We start from the raw sequence: 24,718 nt of genomic DNA on the forward strand, positions 1-24,718 counted from the left end.
CTTTAGAGATCACCACCATTCAGCCATTCCTGGTTCATGGTCTCCGTATCGCCCAAGTACTCCAACAACCACGCCATGGCCGGCGACAGTTTGTTCTGCGCCCACGCCACACACGACGGGCTGGCCGGAAATGGCCGGCTCAATTGCAGCGCCACCAATTCCCCGCGCTCGATCCATGGCAACACCTGATGGGCCGGCGCCATCCCTACACACAGGCCATCGCGCAGGCAATCCAGGGCCGACGCCCAGTTGGGCACCACCAGGCGGCGCTGGTTATCCAGGGTCCAGGTGTCGCGCTTGGGCAGGTTGCGGGAGGTGTCGGTCATGCACAGCGAGGCAAAGGGGCGCAGTTGGTCATCACTGAGCAAACCTTCCACCGCCGCCAGCGGGTGCCGGGCGCTGACCACGCACAGCCAGTTCAACAGGCCCATGTCGCGGAAGCTGAAGTGGCTGGCCACCGGCACCGCGCTGGTGGCGCCGATCACGATGTCGGTGCGTTCATCGGCCAACGCATCCCACACGCCGTTGTACACCTCGTATTCGAGCAGCAATTCCACTTCGGGAAACTGCCGATAGAAGTCGAGCACCAACTGCCGGCAGCGCTGGGGTTTGACGATGGAGTCCACGGCCACCTTCAACTGGCCGCTCCAACCATTGGCCACCTGTTGGCACAGGCGCCGTGTGCCGAGCATTTTTTTCATCACGCCGCGGGCTTCGTCGATAAACAGGCGGCCGGCAGGGGTCAGTTCCACGTCGCGATGCCGACGCACAAACAGCGGCACGGCCAACCATTCTTCGAGCTGACGCACGGTGTAGCTGATGGCCGACGGTACGCGGTGCAGTTCCTGGGCGGCGGCGCTGAAGCTGCCGTGACGGGCGACGGCGTCGACCACATCCAGGGAATATTCCGACCACATAGGTGCTGCCTTCAAAATTATTGATGAGAATGTCCAATTATTATCGCTTCACACAGATATTATCAGCTTCATAATGGGCGCCAGTCAGCAAATAGTTTGATGGCAGTATCTACAAGGCTTCGATGAAAAATTCTTTTGGTTTTACCTGGTATCTGGCGGGGCTGAGCATGCTCGGTTATCTCGCCATGGACATGTACTTGCCGGCGTTTGGCGCCATGGGCGAGCAGTTGAACATTGGTGCTGGCGCGGTGGGCGCCAGCTTGAGTATTTTCCTTGCCGGGTTTGCGGTGGGGCAGTTGCTGTGGGGGCCGCTCTCGGACCGCCTGGGGCGCAAGCCCATCCTGCTCGCCGGCCTGAGCCTGTTTGTGCTCGGTTGCCTGGGCATGTTCTGGGGCGAGACAGCGCCGCAACTGCTGGCCCTGCGCTTTATGCAGGCGATTGGGGTGTGTGCCGCCGCCGTCAGCTGGCAGGCCTTGGTGATCGACCGCTACCCGGCCGACAAGGCCCACCGCGTCTTCGCCAGCATCATGCCGTTGATGTCGCTATCGCCGGCCCTGGCTCCGCTGTTGGGCGCCATGGTGCTGAATCACTTTGGCTGGCAGGCAATCTTCGGCGTGTTGCTGGTGGTGTCGTTGTTGCTGCTGGTGCCGACCTTGTTTCTGCGCAATGTGCCCAAGCGTTCGGAGCACAAGGGCAGCCCGGTGCGCCTGGGGTATGGGCAATTGCTCACCTCGCGGGTGTTTACCGGCAATGTGATGATCTTCGCCGCCTGTTCGGCCAGCTTCTTCGCTTGGCTGACCGCCTCGCCGTTCATCCTCGGTGGCATGGGCTACAGCCCGAATGACATTGGCCTCAGCTACGTACTGCCGACCCTGGCGTTTCTCGTTGGCGGCTACAGTTGCCGCAGTGCCTTGCAGCGCCTGCCGGGTAAAACCCTGCTGCCGTGGTTGCTGGTCGCCTATTGCTTGAGCATGGTGGCGTTGTACCTGGTGGCTACCTTGAGTGTGCCGACCCTGACCACCTTGTTGATCCCGTTCTGCCTGATGGCGCTGTGCAACGGCGCCAGCTACCCGATTGTGGTGGCGAATGCGCTGATGCCCTTTGCGGAAAATTCCGGCAAGGCGGCGGCCCTGCAAAATACCCTGCAATTGGGCTTGTGCTTCCTGGCCAGCCTGTTGGTGTCGTCGATGATCGAGCAGCCGCTGTTGATTACGGTGATTGTGATGCTGGCGACCGCGCCGCTGGCGGTGTTGGGGTATTGGCTGGCACGGCCGAAGGGCAACTCTTCCGAACTGGCCAACGCCTGAGCTGACAATACGATCAAAATGTAGGAGCTGGCTTGCCTGCGATAGCGGTGTATCAGCGCCAGATGGGCCAACAGACAGGCCGCTATCGCAGGCAAGCCAGCTCCCACATTTGAAGTGAGGTTCTTCAGTCAGAACGTTACTTCCATGTTCAGCGTAGGCGTCGAGGTGCGGCTACCACGGCCGCCGTCCACCCCGAACTTGTTATGCCAGTACTCATACCCCACCCCCAGGTACAGGTTCGGCTTGACGCTTTTACCCGGTCGCACCGCCACCATCAGCGCTGTACGCATCAAGGCCTCCGCTGCCGTATCGCGGCCATGGTAATCCTCGCCTTTCTCCCCGACGTAATTGATAAATCCCTGGAATTTCGCCGCATGGTTGCCCACCTCGAACGGTCGCATCCAGCTCAGGTTGAGCATGTAGGTAGCGTCGAAGGTGTGGTTCGACTCTTGCGCGCCGGGAATGCCGGTGTGGTTCTTTTCCTTGTAGTACATCAGGCTCAGGTCCAGCACGCCGACAGTGTTGAACTTCAACGTGGGGCCAATCACCAGGGCGCGCTTCTTGGCGGAGGCGAAGTTGTTGTTACGGTTGGCGTCGAAGCCCAGGGTCAGCGCGTAATCCTTGATCAGCCCCGTGCCCGGCGGCAAGTCGAACACGCGTGAGGCATATAGCTGATGCCGGTACACGGCGTACACCTCGCTGCCACCGTGGTCGGTGCCCTTGCGCGGGTCGCTGCTGTCGGACAGGAATACGTCGAGGTTGAGGAAATTGCTGCCGTAACGGTAGCCGCTGGCGTGGGTAAAACTGTAGATGCGCTTGCTGAAGTCGTCGGGGTTGTGCGGGTTGGTGAAGTGCTGCCCGTAGCGAAACCCGACGCTGTTGTTCATCCACTCCACCGCAACAGCCTCCCCGCCGCCGAGAAGGGTCAATGCGACGGTGGCGCCCTGTAGTGCCTTTTTCATTATTTTTGTCCTTTGGCGTTCTGGCTCGTGACGGCCGGATTGTTTTTGTAACGCCGTTGGAGGGTATCTTGTTCGATTGATTGTATACAACTCTATGGACATACAGTCTGGACATTGCATACAGTGAGCGCACAACAAAAACAGAGAACCCCTCACCATGACTATCCCGAAGGCGTCACCGCAGCGGCCCGAAGATGAAAATCTGGGCGTCGCCGCCAACATGGCTTACGGCCTGCAGCATGTGCTCACCATGTATGGCGGCATCGTCGCCGTGCCGTTGATCGTCGGCCAGGCCGCCGGGTTGTCGCCGGCGGATATCGGCTTGCTGATTGCTGCGTCGCTGTTTGCCGGTGGCCTGGCCACGCTGTTGCAAACCCTGGGCCTGCCGTTCTTCGGCTGTCAGTTGCCGCTGGTGCAGGGCGTGTCGTTCGCGGGTGTGGCGACCATGGTGGCGATTGTCGGCAGCGACGGTGCTGGTGGTGTGCCAGCGATTCTCGGCGCGGTGATGGCCGCGTCCTTTATCGGTTTATTGATTACCCCGGTGTTCTCAAGGATCACCAAGTTTTTTCCACCGCTGGTGACGGGCATTGTGATTACCACCATCGGCCTGACCCTGATGCCCGTAGCGGCGCGCTGGGCCATGGGTGGCAACAGCCGGGCGGCAGATTTTGGCAGCATGTCCAACATCGGCCTGGCCGCGCTGACCCTGGTGCTGGTGCTGCTGCTGAGCAAGATCGGCAGCGCAACCATCTCTCGCTTGTCGATCCTGCTGGCCATGGTGATCGGCACGGTGATCGCGGTGCTGCTCGGCATGGCGGACTTCTCCGGTGTGGTGCAGGGGCCGATGTTCGGTTTCCCCACACCCTTTCACTTCGGCATGCCCACCTTCCATGTGGCGGCGATCATTTCCATGTGCATCGTGGTAATGGTGACGCTGGTGGAAACGTCGGCGGATATCCTGGCAGTGGGCGAGATCATCGACACCAAGGTGGACTCCAAGCGCCTGGGCAACGGCTTGCGTGCCGACATGTTGTCGAGCATGTTCGCGCCGATCTTCGGTTCGTTTACCCAGAGCGCGTTCGCCCAGAACGTCGGCCTGGTGGCGGTGACAGGGGTCAAGAGTCGGTTTGTGGTGGCCACTGGCGGGGTGTTCCTGGTGGTGCTCGGCCTGCTGCCATTCATGGGGCGGGTGATCGCGGCCGTGCCCACCTCCGTGTTGGGCGGCGCCGGGATTGTGTTGTTCGGCACAGTGGCGGCCAGTGGGATTCGCACGCTGTCCAAGGTGGATTACCGCAACAACATGAACCTGATCATCGTTGCCACCTCTATCGGCTTCGGCATGATCCCCATCGCCGCGCCGAGCTTCTACGATCAGTTTCCAAGCTGGTTCGCGACCATCTTCCACTCGGGCATCAGCTCGTCGGCAATCATGGCAATATTGCTGAACCTGGCGTTCAACCACTTCACCGCCGGCAACTCGGACCAGCAGTCAGTGTTTGTGGCGGGGACTGAGCGCAGCTTGTGCTTTCGCGACGTGGCCGCGTTGCGTGATGGGGATTACTACCGGGGTGGGAAGTTGTTTGATGCCGAAGGTAAGGAGATTCCGTTGGTGGCCGATGCCCTGAGGAAAACATCCAAGCCTGAGACCAGCGAGGTTTAACGAGCGACCCCGTGTACCCTGTGGGAGCTGGCTTGCCTGCGATAGCGATGGTGATTTCACCGGCGCTATCGCAGGCAAGCCAGCTCCCACAGGGATTCAGCCGGCCTTGAGGGCTTTGTGCGGCAACGAACACGCCTCATCCAGAAACTTCACCACCGTCCCCATGCACGCCTGGCGTTCTTCCACATGGGGCATGTGGCTGGAGTCTTCAAACAGTGCCCAGCGCACATCCGCTATCTCATCCAGGAACGGCTTGACCACCAACGGTGTGGCTTCGTCATGTCGACCGGAAATCACCAGGGTGGGCACCTTGATGGCTGACAGGCGGCCGATCACATTCCAGTCCTTCAAGCTGCCAATCACGTGAAATTCGGTCGGGCCGCTCATGGCGTGGTACACCGTCGGGTCGGCATCCACCTGGGCGAAGGTGCGCGCCACTTCTTCGGGCCACGGGTTGACCCGGCACACATGCTGGTCATAGAAAATCCGTGAGGCCGCCAGGTATTGCGGGTCTTGGTAGGTGCCGGCCTGCTCGTGCTTGAGCAGGGTTTCATGCACGCCTTCAGGCAACAGCTTGCGCAGGCGGTTGGCTTCGCTGACCCAGGTGCGCATGCAGGTGGGAGAGTTGGCAGGGATAAACGCGCGCAGGCCCTTGGGTTGCAAGATCGCGTGTTCGCTGCCGAGCATGCCGCCCCAGGACTGACCGAGGATCGCGTAGTTCTCACTGATTTGCAGGTGGTCCAGCAGGTTGTTCAACTCGTCGAGGAACAGGCCGATGGTCCAGAACGACGGGTCTTTCTCCGGCAAGTGCGTGGAGCGGCCGTTGCCCAATTGGTCGTAGTGGATGACCGCGTGGCCGCTGGCGGCGACGTCCTTGAAGGCGTCGACGTAATCGTGGGTGCAGCCCGGGCCGCCATGGATGATCACCAAGGGCGTGCGGCCTGTGGTCAGGTCGCCCGTGACGCGATACCAGGTCTGATAGGCGCCAAAGGGCGCGTAGCCTTCGCGAACTTTTTCGATGAATTCCATTTCGTACCCTGCTCTGAAAAAAAGGATCAGGGTTACGATAGTCTGAACAAAAAGTTTAGGTAACTAGCAAAACAGATAGGTTTTTGCCGAAAGCTCAACCTTCCAGCAAGCGGTAATGGGTGGCGCGAACCACGGCCTGAACACGGTTCTTGGCGCCCAGTTTGTGCATGGCCGAGGCCAGGTGCAGGGTGACCACCGCCAGGGAGCGGCTCAATTGCGTGGCGATTTCGGCGGCGGTCAGGCCTTCAGCCGCCCATTTCAGGCATTCGCGCTCGCGCTTGGTCAGGCGTATGTGCGGATAAGCCCGCACCTCCTTGCTGAACAGCGGGTACGCCGCTTCCTGGAGGGCATGGGTAATCAGGCTGAAATCGGCCAGCGTATGTTGGGCGTCCTTCAATACTGTGCGCGCCTTGCCGGTGCGCAACCCGGTCAGCGAGGCGAAGCCGCCCCGGGGCAGATGAATCGGCACGCTGACGCCGCAGGTCAGCTGACGCTCATGCAGATAAGAAGAAACGGGGGCGTGGCAGGGGTCGATGATCTTTTGCAGGGCCGTCTCAGTCTTGGCCTCATAGGACCAGACAAACGGCGACACTGTGCTCAGCGCCAGGTGTTGCACCGGGTCGATCTGGTAAAACCCTTCGCTGCACCATAAGGCGTGCCAATCGGCCGGTGTGTTGCGCAGTTGCAACAGCGAGGGCGTGATCAGTGCGCCGTTGAGGTCGATGGGCACCGGGGTGTAGTCATACACCAGGGCATCGAAGCCCAGTTGTTGGGCAAGGATAAACGTATTGTCCATCTGTTCATCCAGGCTCCTGCCCGGTATGAGGCGATTATTGAAGGCGGTCAGCTTGGCCAGCATCCGTTCTGCTCCCGAATTCATTTGAATCTCGACTTGCTGCAAGTAGAATGCCACGCCCCGGCGAAGGACTGCCAGGCCAAACCTATAAGAAATACTAGGTTATGGACGCACGGCATCCTCGGTAGTGTTGACCTGATAAACGGCCGCTACCCGCCAGGCCGATACAACACAAGGAATGTATGCATGTGGCGTGAAATTGCCCCCGACCAGCAGTACAACGTGCAAGTCGACGGCCATAACCTCGTGGTCTACAGCTTTGGCGAAGGCGATGAGGTGCTGCTGTGTCTCAACGGCGGGCCGGGCCTGCCGTGTGACTATCTGCGCGACGCCCATGGCTGGCTCAAAGCACATAACCTGCGAGTGGTTGCATTCGACCAGCTTGGCACGGGCGCATCAGCCAGACCGACCGATGCCTCACTGTGGGAAATCCGCCGTTATGTCGAAGAAGTCGAGACCGTGCGCCAGGCGCTGGGCCTGGGCCGCGTGCATCTGCTCGGGCATTCCTGGGGCGGTTGGCTGGGGATCGAATATGCCGTGCATTATCCCGGTGCGCTCAAAAGCCTGATCCTGGAAAACACCGTCGGCGACATTCCCCACCTGTCCCAGGAACTGGAGCGTCTGCGCGGCGCCCTGGGCAGCGAAACCGTGGCCATGATGCAACGCCACGAAGCCATGGGCACCCTCGACCACCCGCAGTACCAGGCCGCCATCACCTTGCTCAACTACCGCCACGTGTGCCGGCTCGACGAATGGCCAGAGCCGGTCAAGCGGTCCCTGGGTGACTGGAACATGGGGCCTTACGAAACCATGCAAGGTCCCAACGAGTTCCTCTATATCGGTAACCTCAAGGACTGGAACCGCCTCAAGGAAATGGCCGAGTTCAAGATGCCGATCCTGATCACCACCGGCCAGCATGATGAACTCACCCCCGCCTGTGCGATGCGCATGAAACTTGCGGCCCCCCACGCCGAGTTGCATGTGTTCCCCAACAGCAGTCATATGCCTTTTTACGAGGAGCCGCAGGCGTACTTCCCGGTGCTGCTGGACTTTCTCGCTCGCCACCGAGGCTGACGCATGAACCTGGCGCGCTACCGTTTTGTGTTGTCCCGGCCCCTGCAATTGCTGCCGGTGCTGCTGGGCATCAGCCTGATCACCTTCGTATTGGTGCGCTCGATTCCCGGCGACCCGGCGCGTGCCTTGTTGGGTTCGCGCAGCACGCCGGATGCGCTGCTGAAGATCCGCGCCCAGTTCGGCCTCGACCAGCCCTTGTGGCTGCAATACTTTTACTTCCTGAAAAACCTGCTCAAGGGCGACCTCGGCCAATCGCTGCTGTACAAGGTCGACGCCCTGAAACTGATCGTCACCCGGATCGAGCCGACGCTGGTGCTGGTGCTGGGCAGCGTGGTACTCGCTTTGTTGATAGCGGTGCCACTGGCAACGATTGCGGCGCGCCAGCAAGGCCGTTGGGCGGACAAGCTGATCCGCGTGTTCACCACGGTCGGCCTGGGCATGCCGGCGTTCTGGCTGGGGTTGATGCTGATCCTGCTGCTCAGCGTGAAATGGGGCTTGTTCCCGGTATCCGGTTACGGGCGCACCTGGCTGGATAAGGCGCACCACATGCTTTTGCCATGCCTGACCATCGCTCTGGCGCTGTCGGCGGTGCTGGTGCGCAACCTGCGGGCGAGCATGTTGATGGAGTTGCAGGCGGACCACGTCACCGCCGCACGTGCACGTGGGCTGGCGGAAGGCGCGGTGTTTCGCCAGCATGTACTGCCCAACGCCCTGGTGCCGGCGGTCAACCTGCTGGCGGTCAACATCGGTTGGCTGATCAGCGGCACGGTGGTCATCGAAAGCCTGTTCGCGATTCCAGGTATCGGCCAATTGCTGGTGCGCGGCATTTTCACCCGTGACTACATGGTGGTGCAGGGCGTGGCGATGGTGCTGGCCTGTGCCACGGTGGTGGTCAACTTCCTGGCCGACCTGGTAACCGTGGCCCTCGACCCACGGGTAAAGATGCAATGAGCAGCCGCCCCCTGATCGCCCCATGGCGCTTGCGCCTGCGCTTTGGTTTTCGCAATGGCCGACTGACCGCCGCATGGGGGTTGTTGATCCTGTTCGCGTGGTTGGCCCTGGCGCTGTTTGCGCCGTGGGTCGCGCCCTACGACCCCATCGCGCAGGACACCGGCATGAGTTTGCTGGCCCCCAGCCTTGCCCATCCGTTGGGTACGGACAATTACGGCAGGGACATCCTGTCGAGGGTGATCTGGGGTGCGCGCATCGACCTGCAGTTGGCGGTTATCGGGGTGATCTTCCCGTTCATCATTGGCACCTTTATCGGTGCGGTCTCGGGTTATATCGGCGGGCGTTTCGACAGTGTCTGCATGCGTGTGATCGACGTGGTGCTGGCGTTCCCGTTCCTGGTGCTGATGTTGGCGATCATGGCCATCCTCGGGCCGGGCTTGCAGAGTTTTTACATCGCCATGGCGCTGGTGGGCTGGGTGTCGTACGCGCGCCTGATTCGCTCGCAGATCCTGGTGCTCAAGGAAAGCGAGTTCGCCCTGGCCGCCAAGAGCCTGGGCTTTGGCCATGGGCGCATTCTGTTCCGGCATTTGCTGCCTAATGCGCTGTTTGGCTCCATTGTGTTTTCCATGTCTGACGCGGTGCTGGTGCTGCTCAACGGCGCCGCCGTCAGTTACCTGGGCCTGGGGGTACAACCACCGACCGCCGAATGGGGGACGATGGTGGCCGAGGGGCAAGCCTTTATCACCACCGCCTGGTGGATCTGCACCTTTCCGGGCCTGGCCATCGTGACCTTGGCCATGGGCTTCAGCCTGTTGGCCGATGGTGTTGCGCAGGTATTGGGAGAGCGCTCATGAGCCTGTTGCAGGTGCGTGACCTCAGTGTGATCGCCAACAACGTTGGGCGTGAGGTCACCTTGGTGGATCGGGTGTCCTTCGACCTGGCCGAAGGTGAAATCCTTGGCCTGGTGGGCGAGAGCGGTTCCGGCAAGACCATGGCCTGTCGCGGCCTGATGCGTCTGTTGCCATCGCCCAATCTGCGCGTACAGGGCGGCGCTGTGCAGTTGGCCGGCCAGGACCTGTTGGCACTGGATGATGCCGGTATGCGCGCCGTGCGCGGCGGGCAGTTGGGCATGGTCTTCCAGAACCCTAGCAGCCACCTGGACCCGTTGATGCGCATCGGTGAGCAGATCGCCGAGGGCATCCGCCTGCACCAAGGCGCGTCGAAAAAAGACGCGCGCTTGCAGGCGATCGAGGTATTGCGTCAGGTCGGGATTCCCGACCCACAGGCGCGGGTCGACAACTACCCCCATGAGTTTTCCGGCGGCATGCGTCAGCGCGCAATGATCGCCGTAGCTCTGGGCTGCAATCCGAAGGTATTGATCGCCGACGAACCGACCACGGCCCTGGATGTGACGGTGCAGGCGCAAATCCTGCGGCTGTTGCTCGACCTGCGCGACCAGCGTGGCCTGTCGATCATCATGATCACCCATGACCTGGGCGTGGTGGCGCAAACCTGCGATGCCATCGCCGTGATGTATGCCGGGCGCCTGTGCGAGCACGGCAGCAAATACGAACTGCTGGCCCAACCGCAACATCCGTATACCGCAGGCCTGATCGACTGCCAGCCGGCCCACAGCAGCGGGCATGCGTTGTTGCGCACCATTGCTGGCCAGCCGCCGTTGCTCGATGCATTGCCCGACGGCTGCCGCTTCCACCCACGCTGCCCACAGGCCGGCGCCCTGTGCACCGTGTTGCTGCCCCAGGGCGCACGCGTGGCCTGTCACTACCCGTTGGGAGCGCGTCCATGAGCTTGTTACAGGTCAAGGATCTGGAAGTGCGCTTTACGGCGTCCGGCAGCGGCCTGTTTGGCCTCAACCGCCAGTGGGTGAGGGCGGTGAACGGGGTGTCGCTGAACCTCGCCGCCGGTGAAACCCTGGGTTTGGTGGGCGAGTCCGGCAGTGGCAAGAGCACCCTGGGCCGGGCCATTCTGCACCTCAACCCGATCAGCGCCGGGCAGGTGTTGTTCGACGGTATCGACATGGCCCATGGCAGTGCCATCGACATCGCCCGACTGCGGCATGAAACCGCGATGATTTTCCAGGACCCCTACGCCGCGCTCAATCCACGGCACAGCATTGGCGAAATCATCGCCGAGGTACTGCGTGTGCAACGTAAAGTGGCGGCGCAGCAGATTCCTGATCGTGTGAATGAGTTGCTCGAACTGGTCGGCTTGCGTCCTGAGCTGGCTTCACGCAAGCCCGGCTCCCTCAGTGGCGGCCAGTGCCAGCGCGTGGGTATCGCCCGGGCGCTGGCGGTGGAGCCGCGCCTGATCATTGCCGATGAATGCGTGGCCGCGCTGGATGTGTCGATCCAGGGCCAGATCATCAACCTGCTGCTGGAACTGCAACAGCGTATGAATCTGGCGATCCTGTTTATCGCCCATGACCTGGCCATCGTAAGGCGCCTATGCGACCGCGTGGCCGTGATGTACCTGGGCAAGATCGTCGAGGAAGGTCCGGTGGAAGCGGTGTTTACCACGCCGCGTCACCCGTATACGGCGGCGCTGATCCAGGCCATCCCGGAGATCGATCCGCACCGACCATTGCCTGCGCAGCCATTGCCCGGCGAGCCGCCGAGCCCGCTGAATCTGCCGACAGGCTGTGCCTTTCACCCGCGTTGCCGGTATGCGCGAGCCATGTGTTCCTCGGTATTGCCTCCCACCCATTTCCTGCACGAGCATCGGTACAGTTGCGTGCTTGAAGACCCTTTGCTTTGACCCTCTGCCATTCATTAACAAGGAGTTGTGATATGCACTCGCGCCACTTGAAATTGCTCGCCGCCGCTACCCTCACGGCCTGGTCGCTGACCGCCGGCCTGGCCCAGGCCGCCGGTGTGCTCACCATCGGCTGCCGTGAAGACAGCACCACTTTCGACCCGATCAAAAGCGCGCAAAACCGCGACACCTGGGTATTTGCCAACGTCTACGACACCCTGGTGCGCGTGGATAACCTGGGCACCAAGATGGAACCGGGCCTGGCCGAAAGCTGGGACATTTCCAAGGATGGCCTGACCTACACCTTCAAGCTGCGCGAGGCGAAGTTCTCTGACGGCTCGCCGATCACTGCCGCCGACGCCGCGTTCAGCCTGCTGCGCATCCGCGACAACAAGGCCTCGTTGTGGAGCGACCCGTTCAGCCTGATCAACACCGCCACGGCCAGCGATGCCAAGACCTTGGTGGTCACCCTGAAAACCCCGGCGGTGGCCTTCCTCTCGCAACTGGCGTCACCAACGGTGTCGATCCTGTCGGAAAAAGCCATGACCAAGATGGGCGAAGACGCCTACTCGGAAAACCCGGTGACTTCCGGCGCGTTTACCGTGGACGAGTGGCGCAAGGGCGACCGCGTGATCCTGAAGAAAAACCCGAATTTCTGGCAGGCCGGCAGCGTGAGCCTGGACGGCGTGGAATGGGTGTCGGTGACCGATGACAACACGCGCATGCGCATGGTGCAGAACAACGAACTGGACACGGCGATCTTCGTGCCGTTCTCCCGTGTGCAAGAGCTGAAAAAAGACCAGAACGTGGTGATCCACGCCGACCCGTCCACCCGTGAAGATCACCTGTTGATCAACCACGAGCACGGGTTGTTGGCCAAGCCGCAAGTGCGCCAGGCCCTGGACATGGCCATCGACAAGCAATCGTTGGTCAAAGCCGTCACTTACGGTCAAGGCACCGTGGCTTATTCCTACATTCCAAAGGGCTCGCTGTACCACTACGCCAACAACCTGCAACGCCCGTACGACCCGGCCGAAGCCAAGAAGCTGCTGGCCGCTGCGGGTGCCCAGGACTTGAAGCTCAACTACGTGGTCAACGCCGGCAACGAGGCCGACGAGCAGATCGCGGTGATCATCAAGGACCAGCTAGCCAAGGTCGGCGTGACCGCCAACCTGCAGAAAGTCGACCCCACCCAAAGCTGGCAGATGCTGGTGGACGGTGAATACGATATTTCGGTGATGTACTGGACCAACGACATCCTCGACCCCGACCAGAAAACCACCTTCGTGCTGGGCCACGACACCAACCAGAACTACATGACCCGCTACAAGAACGACCAGGTCAAGGCATTGGTGGCGGCCGCGCGGATCGAGGCGGACCCGGCCAAGCGTGAGCAAATGTATGTGGAGTTGCAGAAGCTGGCCAAACAGGATGTGAACTGGATTGACCTGTACTACAGCCCGTACATCAACATCTCACGCAAGAACGTAAGCAACTTCCTGCAGAACCCGTTGGGACGTTTCACCTTGGAGGAAGTGGTCAAAAACTGAGTATTTGAGTACACCACAAAGCAATGTGGGAGCTGGCTTGCCTGCGATAGCATCACTGCGGTGTAACTGAATCACCGAGGTGTCTGCATCGCAGGCAAGCCAGCTCCCACCTTTGTTTTGCGGTGTGTCAGGGTTTATTGCGCATCGAAGGCCTGGCCATTGATGCCCGCACTGTCCGGCCCCATCAGGTACAGGTACACCGGCATGATCTCTTCCGGTGCTGGCCTTTCCATCGGGTTTTCCCCTGGGTACGCCTGGGCGCGCATGCTGGTGCGGGTGCCGCCCGGGTTGATGCTGTTGGCGCGCACTGCGGCCACATCTTCCAGCTCATCGGCCAGGGTTTGCATCAGCCCCTCGGTGGCGAACTTGGACACGCCATAGGCACCCCAATAAGCACGGCCCTTGCGCCCGACGCTGCTGGAGGTGAACACCACCGACGCATCCTGGGACAGCTTGAGCAACGGCAGTAAAGTGCTGGTCAGCATGAACATCGCGTTGACGTTGACGTGCATCACCCGCATGAAATTCTCGCCGGACAACTGCTCGATGGGCGTGCGTGGGCCGATGATCGAGGCGTTGTGCAACAGGCCGTCGAGGTGGCCGAATGCCTTTTCGATCATCGCTGCCAGCTCATCGTATTGATGGGGCAGGGCGGTCTCCAGGTTGAACGGGATCACGACGGGCTGCGGGTGGCCGGCGGCTTCGATCTCGTCATACACCTGGGCCAGGTTGGCTTCGGTCTTGCCCAGCAACAGCACGGTGGCGCCATGGGCGGCATAGGTCTTCGCCGCTGCCGCGCCAATCCCGCGACCGGCGCCGGTTACCAGGATGATCCGGCCTTTGAGCAGTTCTGGAGGGGCAGAATAATCAAACATAAATAGCCTCGACAAAATTCAAGGTGATACACCACTCAAAGTGGAATCCATTTCCTGTGGGAGCTGGCTTGCCTGCGATGGCGGTGTACCTGTCGGCAGATGTGCTGGCTGGCAGACCGCTATCGCAGGCAAGCCAGCTCCCACATTGATCTCAGTGTTGTTGAGATCTTCGAACAATCAGCAACTGCACAGCGCGTTATCCAGCACCTTGCGCAATTCCAACGGGTGATCCACCACCACATCCGCGCCCCAGTGGCGTGGGTTGTCATCCGGGTGGATATAGCCATAAGTTACCGCCGCCGTGCGCGTACCGGCGTCGCGGCCGGATTCGATGTCGCGCAGGTCATCGCCCACGAACAGCACGCTGGCCGGGTCCAGGTCGAGCATCTTGCACGCCAGTACCATCGGCTCCGGGTCCGGCTTGCTGTTTTTCACATGGTCCGGGCAGATCAGCACGGCCGAGCGTTCGGCCAGGCCCAGGCGCTGCATGATCGGTTCGGCAAAGCGCACCGGCTTGTTGGTGACCACGCCCCAGATCAGCTTGGCTTTCTCGATGTCTTCCAGCAGTTCGGCCATGCCGTCGAACAGTTTGCTGTGCACCGCGCAGTCCTTGAGGTAGCGCTCCAGGAATTCCTGGCGCAGCTCTTCAAAGCCTGGGGATTCAGGATCCATCGAGAAGGTCACGGCAACCATCGCCCGGGCACCGCCGGAGATTTCATCGCGGATGTGCTGCGGGTTGATCGGTTCCAGGCCGCGGTCGGCGCGCATGGCCTGGCAGATGGCGATAAAGTCCGGCGCGGTATCCAGCAGGGTACCGTCCATGTCGAAGAGAACCGCTCGCAACTTCACAGGCTTACTCCTCGCGCAGGGTCTGGATCATGTAGTTGACGTCAACGTCGTTGGCCAGCTTGTAGTGCTTGGTCAGCGGGTTGTAGGTCAGGCCGATGATGTCCTTGACGGTCAGCCCGGCCTGGCGGCTCCATGCACCCAGCTCGGAAGGGCGGATGAATTTCTTGAAATCATGGGTGCCGCGCGGCAGCAGCTTCATGATGTATTCGGCGCCGATGATCGCGAACAGGTAAGCCTTGGGGTTGCGGTTGATGGTGGAGAAGAACACCTGGCCGCCGGGCTTGACCATACGGAAACACGCACGGATCACCGAGGACGGGTCTGGCACGTGTTCGAGCATTTCCAGGCAGGTGACCACGTCGAACTGCTCGGGCATTTCTTCGGCCAGGGCTTCGGCGGTGATCTGGCGGTACTCCACGCTCACGCCGGATTCGAGCTGGTGCAACTGCGCTACGGCCAGCGGCGCTTCACCCATGTCGATGCCCATGACGGTGGCGCCGCGCTGGGCCATGGCTTCGCTGAGGATGCCGCCGCCGCAACCGACGTCCAGCACCTTCTTGCCGGCCAGGTTGACGCGCTCGTCAATCCAGTTGACCCGCAGTGGGTTGATATCGTGCAGGGGTTTGAATTCGCTCTCGCGGTCCCACCAGCGGTGAGCCAGGGCTTCAAACTTGGCGATTTCGGCGTGATCGACGTTGCTCATGGTGAATCCTCTGAATCTGATAAGTCGGTGTGTCGTGGCTGAACCCGAGGCTTCAGCCGCGTCGTTATTCGCTGTGCCCGCTGATGCGTTGGCCCCAGGCAATGGCCGTGGCGGTCAACTGTTGTTCATCCATGCGGGTCAATTGCCGGTCGTCGAGCAATGGCTTGCCGGCAACCCAAAGGTGTTTCACGCAATCACGCCCGGTGGCATATATAAGCTGTGAGACCGGATCGTAGATCGGTTGTTGCGCCAGCCCGGAAAGATCAAAAGCGACGATGTCTGCCGCCTTGCCGACTTCCAGGGAGCCAATCTGGCTGTCCAGGCCCATCGCCCTGGCGCCGTTGAGTGTGGCCATGCGCAGGGCGCGGTGGGCATCCAGCGCAGTAGCCGAGCCGGCCACGGCCTTGGCCAGCATCGCCGCCGTGCGGGTTTCGCCGAGCAAATCCAGGTCATTGTTGCTGGCAGCGCCGTCGGTGCCGATGGCCACGTTGACGCCAGCCTGCCACAAGCGCTCCACCGGGCAAAAGCCGCTGGCCAGTTTCAGGTTCGATTCCGGGCAGTGAATGACGCTGGTGTTGCTTTCTACCAGTAAAGCCAGGTCGTCTTCGCTGATTTGGGTCATGTGCACGGCCTGAAAGCGCGGGCCCAGCAGGCCAAGGCGAGCCAGGCGCGCCAATGGCCGCTCGCCGGTCTGCTCGACGGCTTGCTGCACTTCAAAGGCGGTTTCGTGAACGTGCATATGGATCGCGGCGTCCAGCTCTTCGGCGATCACCCGGATCTTTTCCAGGTTGGCATCGCACACGGTGTAGGGCGCGTGGGGGCCGAAGGTGATTTTGATGCGCGGGTGGTGCTTGAGGTCGCCGAACAGCTCGATACCCTGGCGAATCGCCTCGTCGGCACTGCTGGCGCCGGGAATCGGAAAGTCGAGGATCGGCAGCGCGATCTGCGCACGCATACCGCTGTTGTGCACGCAGTCACTGGCGACCTTTGGGTAGAAATACATGTCCGAGAAGTAGGTGATGCCGCCCTTGATCTGCTCGGCAATGGCCAGGTTGGTACCGTCGCGCACGAACGCTTCATCGACCCACTTGGCTTCGGCGGGCCAGATGTGCTTTTCCAGCCAGGTCATCAGCGGCAAATCGTCGGCCAGGCCGCGGAACAGGGTCATGGCTGCATGGCCGTGTGCATTGACCAGGCCGGGGCTGAGCAGCATGCCGGGCAGTTCACGCACCTCTTGCGCCGCGAGCTTCAACGCCGCGTCCCGTGGCCCGATGAAGGCAATGCAGCCATCGCGGATGCCCAGGCCGTGCTCCTTGAGCACCACGCCAGCGGGCTCGACGGGTACCAGCCAGGTCGGCAGCAGCAACAAGTCGAGCGGGGCGGCAGTGGAGGTCATCGCAGGCTTCTTCCCAGGCAGCTATAAAAGAAGGGCGAAGTATACCCGAGCGTCCCGGCTGGCGGATCGCTATAATCGGCGGCTTTTGTTCATGAGTGCGGGGTAAGGGATGCGCGACCGACTGTTGGCTGCAGAGAAAGTGAAGGCCATCGAATGGCGTGATGGCGCGCTGCACCTGCTCGACCAGCGTGTTTTGCCGTCCCGGGAGCGCTGGGTGGCCTGCGGTACCGTTGAAGCGGTGGCCGACGCCATTCGCACCATGGTGGTGCGGGGCGCACCGGCCATCGGCATCTGCGCCGCCTATGGCTTGGTGCTCGCCGCCCGCGAGCGCATCGCCGAGGGCGGTGACTGGCAGGCCGCGTGGGAAGAAGACTACGCCTTGCTGGCCCACACCCGGCCGACCGCATCGAATTTGTTCTGGGCCTTGCAGCGCATGCGCGACCGTCTGGACCGCCTCAAGCAGCACGCCGACCCGCTGGTGGTGCTGGAAGCCGAAGCCGTCGCGATCCATGAGAGTGATCGGGAAGCCAATGTGGTCATGGCCCAGCTGGGTATGGAGCGGATTCGCAAGCACCAGGGCAATGCCCAGGCGATCCTTACCCATGGCAATGCCGGCGCGCTGGCTTGCGGTGGCGTTGGCACAGCCCTCGGGGTGATTCACGCGGCGTATCTGGAGGGGTTGGTCGAGCAGGTCTATGTCAATGAAACCCGTCCATGGCTGCAAGGCTCGCGTCTGACGGCGTGGGAGTTGGCGGGCCAGGGCATCCCGGTGGCGGTGAATGCCGACTCCGCCGGGGCGCATATCCTCAAGACCAAAGGCGTGACCTGGGTGGTGGTGGGTGCTGACTGTATTGCCGCCAATGGCGATGTGATCAGCAAGATCGGCACTTATCAACTGGCCGTCTGTGCCATGCACCATGGCGTGCGTTTTATGGTGGTGGCGTCGAGTTCGACCCTGGATTTGATGATGGCTACTGGCGATGATGTTGCGCTGGAGCAGCGCGATAGTGGCGAGTTGCTTGAGGTTGATGGGCAGCGGTTGGATATTGCGGCGTTTAACCCTGTGTTTGATGTGACGCCTGCGGACCTGATTGACGTGATCGTCACCGAAAAAGGCATTGTCGAGCGGCCAGACACCGCAAAACTGGCCAAGTTGATGTGTCGTAAGCGGCTGCATTGAGTGTGTGGGTGCCTGTGGGGGCGCCATCGCAGGCAAGCCAGCTCCCACCTTTAACTGTATTCACAAATCAAAGGTGGGAGCTGGCTTGCCTGCGATTGGCCGTTAAGGTCAATAAAACTGCTGGATCCATCCTCAAAAAATACCACCACCGCGCCTCTGAGCCCCTCTCGTCCCCTTCAAGCCTGTCATCCGTCAAATTACTAGCCTCCATGCGCATCAGGGGGATAGGTGCGTGGCGGCGATTGTGATAACATCCGGCGGTTTCCAGGGCTGCCCCGAGGGGTTGCCTATAACGTGCAGATCCGTGTCATAACTCGTTGATTTGTCGTAAGTCGTTGTCAGGCACCGTGCCGGCAGCGGCGAGCTTCGTTCGTCCCGAATGGATGTGACGAGGTTTCACCCGAAAAAGGAATCAGGCTTCTCATGGGCGAACTGGCCAAAGAAATCCTCCCGGTCAATATCGAAGACGAGCTGAAACAGTCCTACCTCGACTACGCGATGAGCGTAATTGTCGGTCGGGCACTGCCTGATGCGCGCGATGGCTTGAAGCCCGTGCACCGGCGTGTGCTGTTCGCGATGAGCGAGCTGGGTAACGACTGGAACAAGCCGTACAAGAAATCTGCCCGTGTTGTCGGTGACGTGATCGGTAAGTATCACCCTCACGGCGACACTGCGGTGTACGACACCATCGTTCGGATGGCGCAGCCGTTTTCCCTGCGCTACCTGCTGGTAGACGGCCAGGGCAACTTCGGTTCGGTGGACGGCGACAACGCCGCAGCCATGCGATACACCGAAGTGCGCATGACCAAGCTGGCGCACGAGCTGCTGGCCGACCTGCATAAAGAAACCGTGGACTGGGTGCCGAACTACGACGGCACCGAAATGATCCCGGCTGTCATGCCCACCAAGATTCCCAACCTGCTGGTCAACGGTTCCAGCGGTATCGCCGTGGGCATGGCCACCAACATCCCGCCGCACAACCTCGGTGAAGTCATCGACGGTTGCCTGGCCCTTATCGACAACCCTGAGCTGACCGTCGATGAGCTGATGCAATACATCCCGGGCCCGGACTTCCCGACCGCCGCGATCATCAACGGTCGCGCCGGCATCATCGAAGCCTACCGCACTGGCCGCGGGCGCATTTACATGCGTGCCCGCTCGATCATCGAAGACATCGACAAGGTCGGTGGCCGCCAGCAGATCGTCATCACCGAACTCCCTTACCAGCTGAACAAGGCACGCCTGATCGAGAAGATCGCCGAGCTGGTTAAAGAGAAGAAGCTGGAAGGCATCACCGAGCTGCGCGACGAGTCCGACAAAGACGGTATGCGCGTAGTAATCGAGCTGCGCCGTGGTGAAGTGCCAGAGGTGATCCTCAACAACCTCTACGCCCAAACCCAGCTGCAAAGCGTGTTTGGTATCAACGTGGTTGCACTGATCGATGGCCGCCCACGCATCCTTAACCTCAAGGACCTGCTGGAAGCCTTCGTGCGTCACCGTCGCGAAGTGGTCACCCGCCGCACCGTGTTCGAACTGCGCAAGGCCCGCGAGCGCGGCCATATCCTGGAAGGCCAGGCGGTTGCGTTGTCGAACATCGACCCGGTGATCGCCCTCATCAAGGCCTCGCCAACCCCGTCGGAAGCCAAGGAAGCGCTCATCAGCACGCCTTGGGAATCCAGCGCCGTGGTCGCGATGGTTGAGCGCGCTGGCGCCGACTCGTGCCGCCCCGAGACCCTGGACCCGCAATACGGTCTGCGTGAAGGCAAGTACTTCCTGTCGCCAGAGCAGGCCCAGGCCATCCTGGAACTGCGCCTGCACCGCCTGACTGGCCTGGAGCACGAGAAGCTGCTGGCCGAGTACCAGGAGATCCTCAACCAGATCGGCGAGTTGATCCGCATCCTCAGCAGCGCCGTGCGCCTGATGGAAGTGATCCGCGAAGAACTGGAAGTGATCCGCGCCGAATACGGCGACGTGCGCCGCACCGAAATCCTTGATGCGCGCCTGGACCTGACCCTGGGTGACATGATCCCGGAAGAAGAGCGCGTGGTGACCATCTCCCACGGCGGCTATGCCAAGACCCAGCCGCTGGCGGCCTACCAGGCCCAGCGTCGTGGTGGTAAGGGTAAATCGGCTACCGGCGTGAAGGATGAGGACTACATCGCTCACCTGCTGGTCGCCAACAGCCACACCACGCTGCTGCTGTTCTCCAGCAAGGGCAAGGTGTACTGGCTCAAGACTTACGAAATCCCGGAAGCCTCCCGCGCTGCCCGTGGCCGTCCGTTGGTCAACCTGCTGCCGCTGGACAGTGATGAATACATCACCACCATGCTGCCGGTCGAGGAATACACCGAAGGCCACTTCATCTTCATGGCTACCGCCAAAGGCACCGTGAAGAAGACCCCGCTGGAATCCTTCAGCCGTCAACGCAGCGTGGGCCTGATCGCCCTGGAGCTGGATGAAGGCGACGTGCTGATTTCCGCAGCCATCACTGACGGCGAACGCGAAGTCATGCTGTTCTCCGATGGCGGCAAGGTCACACGCTTCAAGGAATCCGACGTACGTGCCATGGGCCGTACCGCCCGCGGTGTACGCGGCATGCGCCTGCCAGAAGGGCAGAAGCTGATTTCGATGTTGATCCCGGAAGAAGGCAGCCAGATCCTCACCGCTTCCGAGCGTGGTTATGGCAAGCGCACCGCCATCAGCGAGTTCCCGGAGTACAAGCGCGGCGGCCAGGGCGTGATCGCCATGGTCAGCAACGACCGCAACGGCCGTCTGGTCGGCGCGGTGCAGGTGCTCGATGGCGAGGAGATCATGCTGATTTCCGACCAAGGCACCCTGGTGCGTACCCGTGTGGCGGAAGTGTCGAGCCTGGGCCGTAACACCCAGGGCGTGACCCTGATCAAGCTGGCCAAGGACGAAAAACTGGTCGGCCTGGAGCGTGTGCAGGAGCCTTCGGAAGTCGAAGGTGAAGAGCTCGAAGGTGAGGAATTTGAAGGCGAGGTGATCGCAGCTGGCGATGACAACGTTGACGAGCCAACCCTCGACGCTGCCGCAGACGAAGAAGAACCGCAGGAATAAGCGGACACACAGGGGGCGGATGAAGATTCGCCCCCTTGTTGTTTGTCCCGTATGAAATACAGCGCCCTTTGCCTGGACGCGGTCCATGTGGGAGCTGGCTTGCCTGCGATACAGGCGCCTCGGTCATTCAGTGATACCGCGGCGCTGCTATCGCAGGCAAGCCAGCTCCCACAGATGTCCGCTCCAGAACGAGGGCGTTGCTGACATGATTGCAGCCCCACCAGATCAGAGTGAGATTGGATGTGAGCAAGAGAGCCTATAACTTCTGTGCCGGTCCCGCGGCGCTTCCTGAAGCAGTCCTGCAGCGTGCGCAGGGTGAACTCCTCGACTGGCATGGAAAAGGCCTCTCCGTGATGGAAATGAGCCATCGCAGCGATGAGTTCGTGTCCATCGCCAACAAGGCCGAGCAGGACCTGCGCGACTTGCTGGACATCCCATCCAATTACAAGGTGCTGTTCCTGCAAGGTGGTGCGAGCCAGCAGTTCGCCCAGTTACCGCTGAACCTGCTGCCCGAAGGCGGCACTGCCGACTATATCGACACCGGTATCTGGGGGCAGAAGGCCATTGAAGAGGCCTCGCGCTACGGCCATGTCAACGTGGCAGGCACCGCCAAGCCCTACGACTACTTCGCCATTCCCGGTCAGAACGAGTGGAAGCTGACCAAGGACGCGGCCTACGTTCACTACGTCGCCAACGAAACCATCGGTGGCCTGGAATTTGATTGGGTGCCACAAGTAGGTGACGTGCCACTGGTGTGCGACATGTCCTCGGACATCCTCTCGCGCCCGATCGACGTGTCCCGCTACGGCATGATCTACGCCGGCGCGCAGAAGAACATCGGCCCGAGCGGCATCCTAGTCAATATCATCCGCGAAGACCTGCTGGGTCGCGCCCGCTCGCTGTGCCCGACCATGCTCAACTACAAGGTCGCGGCCGATAACGGCTCGATGTACAACACCCCGCCGGCGTTTGCCTGGTACCTCTCCGGCCTGGTCTTCGAGTGGCTCAAGGAGCAGGGCGGTGTGGCTGCGATGGGCAAGCTCAACGAAGAGAAGAAGCGCGTCCTGTACGACTTCATCGACGCCAGCGGCCTGTACAGCAACCCGATCAACCTCAGCGACCGCTCGTGGATGAACGTGCCGTTCCGCCTGGCTGATGATCGTCTGGACAAGCCGTTCCTGGCCGGCGCCGACGCGCGCGGCCTGCTGAACCTCAAGGGCCACCGCTCGGTGGGTGGCATGCGCGCCTCCATTTATAACGCCGTCGACATCCACGCCATCAATGCGCTGGTTGCCTACATGGCAGAGTTCGAGAAGGAACACGGCTAATGTCTGAGCAAGAACTCAAGGCCCTGCGCGTACGCATTGACAGCCTGGACGAGAAGGTCCTGGAACTGATCAGTGAGCGTGCGCGCTGTGCCCAGGAAGTGGCCCGGGTGAAAATGGCGTCCCTGGCGGAAGGCGAAGTGCCGGTGTTCTACCGGCCCGAGCGTGAAGCCCAGGTGCTCAAGCGTGTGATGGAACGCAACAAGGGCCCGTTGGGCAACGAAGAGATGGCGCGGTTGTTCCGTGAAATCATGTCTTCGTGCCTGGCGCTGGAGCAGCCGCTGAAAGTGGCTTACCTCGGCCCTGAAGGCACCTTCACCCAGGCGGCAGCCATGAAGCACTTCGGCCATGCGGTGATCAGCAAGCCGATGGCGGCTATCGACGAAGTCTTCCGTGAAGTCGCGGCCGGTGCGGTGAATTTTGGCGTGGTGCCGGTGGAAAACTCCACCGAAGGCGCGGTCAACCACACGCTGGACAGCTTCCTCGAACACGACATGGTGATCTGTGGTGAGGTGGAGTTGCGTATCCATCACCACCTGCTGGTGGGTGAAAACACCAAGACCGACAGCATCAGCCGTATCTATTCCCACGCCCAGTCCCTGGCCCAGTGCCGCAAGTGGCTGGACGCCCATTACCCGAATGTCGAGCGCGTGGCGGTGTCCAGCAACGCCGAGGCGGCAAAGCGGGTCAAGGGTGAGTGGAACTCGGCGGCGATTGCCGGCGATATGGCTGCCGGCCTGTACGGCCTGACGCGCCTGGCCGAAAAGATCGAAGATCGCCCGGATAACTCCACGCGCTTTTTGATGATCGGCAGCCAGGAAGTGCCGCCCACCGGCGACGACAAGACCTCGATCATCGTTTCCATGAGCAACAAACCCGGCGCGCTGCATGAGCTGCTGGTGCCGTTCCACGATAACGGGATTGACCTGACGCGCATTGAGACCCGTCCTTCGCGTAGCGGTAAGTGGACCTACGTGTTCTTTATTGACTTCATCGGCCATCACCGCGACCCGCTGGTCAAGGGCGTGCTGGAGAAGATCAGTCAGGAAGCCGTGGCACTCAAGGTGCTGGGCTCTTACCCGAAAGCGGTTTTGTGAGGCTTTGACATGAGTGGCAACTTCCTCGCCCTGGCGCAGCCGGGCGTGCAACAACTCTCGCCTTACGTTCCAGGCAAGCCTGTGGACGAACTGGCCCGCGAGTTGAATCTGGACCCGTCTAAAATCGTCAAGCTGGCGAGTAACGAAAACCCGCTGGGCCCGAGCCCCAAAGTGTTGGCGGCGATCCGTGAAGAGCTGGCCGAACTGACCCGTTATCCCGATGGCAACGGTTTTGCGCTCAAGTCTTTGCTGGCGGACAAGTGCCGGGTCGAGCTGAACCAGGTGACCCTGGGCAATGGCTCCAACGACATCCTTGAACTGGTCGGCCGTGCTTACCTGGCGCCAGGCTTGAATGCGGTGTTCAGCGAGCACGCGTTTGCGGTCTACCCGATCGTGACCCAGGCGGTGGGGGCGGATGCTCGGGTGATTCCTGCCAAGGACTGGGGCCATGACCTGCCGGCGATGCTGGCAGCCATCGATGCCCAGACTCGCGTGGTGTTTATCGCCAACCCGAACAACCCGACCGGCACCTGGTTTGACGAGCAGGCACTGAACGAATTCCTGCAGGACGTGCCGGGGCATGTGCTGGTCGTGCTGGACGAAGCCTACATCGAGTACGCCGAAGGCAGCGACCTGCCCGATGGCCTGGATTTCCTCGCGGCCTACCCGAACCTGCTGGTGTCGCGTACGTTCTCCAAGGCTTATGGCCTGGCGTCGTTGCGGGTCGGTTATGGCTTGTCCACGCCCGTGGTAGCCGATGTGCTGAACCGCGTGCGCCAGCCGTTCAACGTTAACAGCCTGGCCCTGGCGGCGGCCTGTGCGGCGGTGAAGGATGCCGAATACCTGGAAGAAGGCCGTCGTCTCAACGAAAGCGGCATGCTGCAATTGCAGGAAGGCTTTCGTGAGCTGGGCCTGGGCTGGATTCCGTCCAAGGGCAACTTCATCTGCGTCGACCTCGGCCAGGTGGCTGCGCCGGTGTTCCAGGGCTTGCTGCGCGAGGGCGTGATCGTGCGCCCCGTGGCGAACTACGGCATGCCGAACCATCTGCGTATCACCATCGGTCTGCCGGCTGAGAACAGCCGCTTCCTTGAGGCGCTGGCCAAGGTTCTGGCCCGTGGTTGATGTCACTGCATTGCA

General features: G+C 61.3%; 21 protein-coding genes. 13 read left to right on the forward strand and 8 right to left on the reverse strand.

Annotated elements, in window-relative coordinates; all coding sequences use genetic code 11:
* Positions 1-2: 2 nt before the first annotated feature.
* Positions 3-917, reverse strand: a complete 915-nt coding sequence (gene punR / locus GIV35_RS18340; protein WP_073523344.1) for a DNA-binding transcriptional activator PunR — start codon at positions 915-917, stop codon at positions 3-5.
* A gap of 122 nt (positions 918-1,039) precedes the next feature.
* Here punR and punC point away from each other — a divergent pair, with 122 nt between their 5' ends.
* Positions 1,040-2,224: a purine nucleoside transporter PunC gene (punC, locus tag GIV35_RS18345; protein ID WP_223024214.1), complete on the forward strand. Its 1,185-nt coding sequence runs from the start codon at positions 1,040-1,042 to the stop codon at positions 2,222-2,224.
* Positions 2,225-2,352: 128 nt separating this feature from the next.
* Here punC and GIV35_RS18350 read toward each other — a convergent pair whose 3' ends face one another.
* Positions 2,353-3,186 (reverse strand): nucleoside-binding protein, encoded by an 834-nt coding sequence (locus tag GIV35_RS18350; RefSeq protein ID WP_236264224.1) that lies wholly within the window; start codon positions 3,184-3,186, stop codon positions 2,353-2,355.
* A gap of 157 nt (positions 3,187-3,343) precedes the next feature.
* Here GIV35_RS18350 and GIV35_RS18355 point away from each other — a divergent pair, with 157 nt between their 5' ends.
* Positions 3,344-4,846, forward strand: coding sequence for a nucleobase:cation symporter-2 family protein (locus GIV35_RS18355; protein ID WP_236264225.1), 1,503 nt, complete (start codon positions 3,344-3,346; stop codon positions 4,844-4,846).
* 96 nt (positions 4,847-4,942) lie between these two features.
* On the opposite strand, the gene GIV35_RS18360 is transcribed toward GIV35_RS18355, so the two are convergent.
* Complete coding sequence (locus tag GIV35_RS18360) at positions 4,943-5,875, reverse strand: proline iminopeptidase-family hydrolase (protein ID WP_096144383.1); 933 nt, start codon at positions 5,873-5,875, stop codon at positions 4,943-4,945.
* A gap of 94 nt (positions 5,876-5,969) precedes the next feature.
* On the reverse strand, positions 5,970-6,734 hold the full coding sequence (locus GIV35_RS18365; protein ID WP_105226199.1) for a LuxR family transcriptional regulator: 765 nt from the start codon (positions 6,732-6,734) through the stop codon (positions 5,970-5,972).
* Positions 6,735-6,917: 183 nt separating this feature from the next.
* Between GIV35_RS18365 and GIV35_RS18370 the strand changes: the two genes are divergently transcribed.
* Genes GIV35_RS18370 through GIV35_RS18395 form a run of 6 tightly spaced genes read left to right on the forward strand, consistent with a single transcriptional unit; the run spans position 6,918 to position 13,078 of the window.
* On the forward strand, positions 6,918-7,805 hold the full coding sequence (locus tag GIV35_RS18370; RefSeq protein ID WP_073523353.1) for a proline iminopeptidase-family hydrolase: 888 nt from the start codon (positions 6,918-6,920) through the stop codon (positions 7,803-7,805).
* A 3-nt stretch (positions 7,806-7,808) separates the two neighbouring features.
* Complete coding sequence (locus GIV35_RS18375; RefSeq protein WP_236264226.1) at positions 7,809-8,756, forward strand: ABC transporter permease; 948 nt, start codon at positions 7,809-7,811, stop codon at positions 8,754-8,756.
* Positions 8,753-9,610 (forward strand): ABC transporter permease, encoded by an 858-nt coding sequence (locus GIV35_RS18380; protein ID WP_032902665.1) that lies wholly within the window; start codon positions 8,753-8,755, stop codon positions 9,608-9,610. The genes GIV35_RS18375 and GIV35_RS18380 overlap by 4 nt, the downstream gene beginning before the upstream one ends.
* Positions 9,607-10,563, forward strand: coding sequence for an ABC transporter ATP-binding protein (locus GIV35_RS18385; RefSeq protein ID WP_236264228.1), 957 nt, complete (start codon positions 9,607-9,609; stop codon positions 10,561-10,563). Before GIV35_RS18380 ends, GIV35_RS18385 begins: the two co-directional genes overlap by 4 nt.
* On the forward strand, positions 10,560-11,531 hold the full coding sequence (locus GIV35_RS18390; protein WP_213153818.1) for an ABC transporter ATP-binding protein: 972 nt from the start codon (positions 10,560-10,562) through the stop codon (positions 11,529-11,531). The genes GIV35_RS18385 and GIV35_RS18390 overlap by 4 nt, the downstream gene beginning before the upstream one ends.
* Before the next feature lie 32 nt (positions 11,532-11,563).
* The gene (locus tag GIV35_RS18395; protein ID WP_213153817.1) at positions 11,564-13,078 is read left to right on the forward strand and encodes an ABC transporter substrate-binding protein; all 1,515 of its coding nucleotides are present in this window, start codon (positions 11,564-11,566) and stop codon (positions 13,076-13,078) included.
* Positions 13,079-13,212: 134 nt separating this feature from the next.
* Here GIV35_RS18395 and GIV35_RS18400 read toward each other — a convergent pair whose 3' ends face one another.
* The 4 genes from GIV35_RS18400 to GIV35_RS18415 all read right to left on the reverse strand — a co-directional run bounded on the left by GIV35_RS18400 (position 13,213) and on the right by GIV35_RS18415 (position 16,901).
* Positions 13,213-13,953, reverse strand: a complete 741-nt coding sequence (locus GIV35_RS18400) for a YciK family oxidoreductase (protein WP_014717613.1) — start codon at positions 13,951-13,953, stop codon at positions 13,213-13,215.
* 177 nt (positions 13,954-14,130) lie between these two features.
* Entirely contained in the window at positions 14,131-14,802 is a 672-nt protein-coding gene (gene mupP / locus GIV35_RS18405) for an N-acetylmuramic acid 6-phosphate phosphatase MupP (RefSeq protein ID WP_223024208.1), read from the reverse strand.
* A gap of 4 nt (positions 14,803-14,806) precedes the next feature.
* On the reverse strand, positions 14,807-15,505 hold the full coding sequence (ubiG, locus tag GIV35_RS18410) for a bifunctional 2-polyprenyl-6-hydroxyphenol methylase/3-demethylubiquinol 3-O-methyltransferase UbiG (protein WP_003189760.1): 699 nt from the start codon (positions 15,503-15,505) through the stop codon (positions 14,807-14,809).
* Positions 15,506-15,569: 64 nt separating this feature from the next.
* Positions 15,570-16,901: a TRZ/ATZ family hydrolase gene (locus tag GIV35_RS18415; RefSeq protein WP_236264229.1), complete on the reverse strand. Its 1,332-nt coding sequence runs from the start codon at positions 16,899-16,901 to the stop codon at positions 15,570-15,572.
* A gap of 109 nt (positions 16,902-17,010) precedes the next feature.
* On the opposite strand from GIV35_RS18415, the gene mtnA reads away from it, so the two are divergent.
* The 5 genes from mtnA (at position 17,011) to hisC (ending at position 24,703) form a co-directional block, all read left to right on the forward strand.
* Positions 17,011-18,081 (forward strand): S-methyl-5-thioribose-1-phosphate isomerase, encoded by a 1,071-nt coding sequence (mtnA, locus tag GIV35_RS18420; protein WP_236264231.1) that lies wholly within the window; start codon positions 17,011-17,013, stop codon positions 18,079-18,081.
* Between the two features lie 423 nt (positions 18,082-18,504).
* Positions 18,505-21,159: a DNA gyrase subunit A gene (gyrA, locus tag GIV35_RS18425; RefSeq protein ID WP_010211963.1), complete on the forward strand. Its 2,655-nt coding sequence runs from the start codon at positions 18,505-18,507 to the stop codon at positions 21,157-21,159.
* Between the two features lie 242 nt (positions 21,160-21,401).
* On the forward strand, positions 21,402-22,487 hold the full coding sequence (gene serC, locus GIV35_RS18430) for a 3-phosphoserine/phosphohydroxythreonine transaminase (RefSeq protein ID WP_105226206.1): 1,086 nt from the start codon (positions 21,402-21,404) through the stop codon (positions 22,485-22,487).
* Positions 22,487-23,581: a prephenate dehydratase gene (pheA, locus tag GIV35_RS18435; protein WP_003172650.1), complete on the forward strand. Its 1,095-nt coding sequence runs from the start codon at positions 22,487-22,489 to the stop codon at positions 23,579-23,581. Before serC ends, pheA begins: the two co-directional genes overlap by 1 nt.
* Before the next feature lie 9 nt (positions 23,582-23,590).
* Positions 23,591-24,703 carry a histidinol-phosphate transaminase gene (hisC, locus tag GIV35_RS18440; protein WP_223024204.1) on the forward strand — a complete coding sequence of 371 codons (1,113 nt, stop codon included), beginning with the start codon at positions 23,591-23,593 and terminating at the stop codon, positions 24,701-24,703.
* Positions 24,704-24,718: the final 15 nt, after the last annotated feature.

This window comes from Pseudomonas sp. PA-1-6B (assembly GCF_021609545.1).
GTDB lineage: Bacteria > Pseudomonadota > Gammaproteobacteria > Pseudomonadales > Pseudomonadaceae > Aquipseudomonas > Aquipseudomonas fluorescens_BV.

What these genes read in the sequence shown, in the direction of transcription:
- GIV35_RS18350 (WP_236264224.1), bottom strand. Translation starts at nt 3,186, where the DNA reads ATGAAAAAGGCACTACAGGGCGCCACCGTCGCATTGACCCTTCTCGGC.
- GIV35_RS18385 (WP_236264228.1), top strand. Translation starts at nt 9,607, where the DNA reads ATGAGCCTGTTGCAGGTGCGTGACCTCAGTGTGATCGCCAACAACGTT.
- pheA (WP_003172650.1), top strand. Translation starts at nt 22,487, where the DNA reads ATGTCTGAGCAAGAACTCAAGGCCCTGCGCGTACGCATTGACAGCCTG.
- GIV35_RS18415 (WP_236264229.1), bottom strand. Translation starts at nt 16,901, where the DNA reads ATGACCTCCACTGCCGCCCCGCTCGACTTGTTGCTGCTGCCGACCTGG.
- punC (WP_223024214.1), top strand. Translation starts at nt 1,040, where the DNA reads ATGAAAAATTCTTTTGGTTTTACCTGGTATCTGGCGGGGCTGAGCATG.
- GIV35_RS18375 (WP_236264226.1), top strand. Translation starts at nt 7,809, where the DNA reads ATGAACCTGGCGCGCTACCGTTTTGTGTTGTCCCGGCCCCTGCAATTG.
- GIV35_RS18360 (WP_096144383.1), bottom strand. Translation starts at nt 5,875, where the DNA reads ATGGAATTCATCGAAAAAGTTCGCGAAGGCTACGCGCCCTTTGGCGCC.
- mtnA (WP_236264231.1), top strand. Translation starts at nt 17,011, where the DNA reads ATGCGCGACCGACTGTTGGCTGCAGAGAAAGTGAAGGCCATCGAATGG.
- gyrA (WP_010211963.1), top strand. Translation starts at nt 18,505, where the DNA reads ATGGGCGAACTGGCCAAAGAAATCCTCCCGGTCAATATCGAAGACGAG.
- GIV35_RS18390 (WP_213153818.1), top strand. Translation starts at nt 10,560, where the DNA reads ATGAGCTTGTTACAGGTCAAGGATCTGGAAGTGCGCTTTACGGCGTCC.
- GIV35_RS18370 (WP_073523353.1), top strand. Translation starts at nt 6,918, where the DNA reads ATGTGGCGTGAAATTGCCCCCGACCAGCAGTACAACGTGCAAGTCGAC.
- hisC (WP_223024204.1), top strand. Translation starts at nt 23,591, where the DNA reads ATGAGTGGCAACTTCCTCGCCCTGGCGCAGCCGGGCGTGCAACAACTC.
- GIV35_RS18395 (WP_213153817.1), top strand. Translation starts at nt 11,564, where the DNA reads ATGCACTCGCGCCACTTGAAATTGCTCGCCGCCGCTACCCTCACGGCC.
- GIV35_RS18365 (WP_105226199.1), bottom strand. Translation starts at nt 6,734, where the DNA reads ATGCTGGCCAAGCTGACCGCCTTCAATAATCGCCTCATACCGGGCAGG.
- GIV35_RS18355 (WP_236264225.1), top strand. Translation starts at nt 3,344, where the DNA reads ATGACTATCCCGAAGGCGTCACCGCAGCGGCCCGAAGATGAAAATCTG.
- GIV35_RS18380 (WP_032902665.1), top strand. Translation starts at nt 8,753, where the DNA reads ATGAGCAGCCGCCCCCTGATCGCCCCATGGCGCTTGCGCCTGCGCTTT.
- punR (WP_073523344.1), bottom strand. Translation starts at nt 917, where the DNA reads ATGTGGTCGGAATATTCCCTGGATGTGGTCGACGCCGTCGCCCGTCAC.
- ubiG (WP_003189760.1), bottom strand. Translation starts at nt 15,505, where the DNA reads ATGAGCAACGTCGATCACGCCGAAATCGCCAAGTTTGAAGCCCTGGCT.
- GIV35_RS18400 (WP_014717613.1), bottom strand. Translation starts at nt 13,953, where the DNA reads ATGTTTGATTATTCTGCCCCTCCAGAACTGCTCAAAGGCCGGATCATC.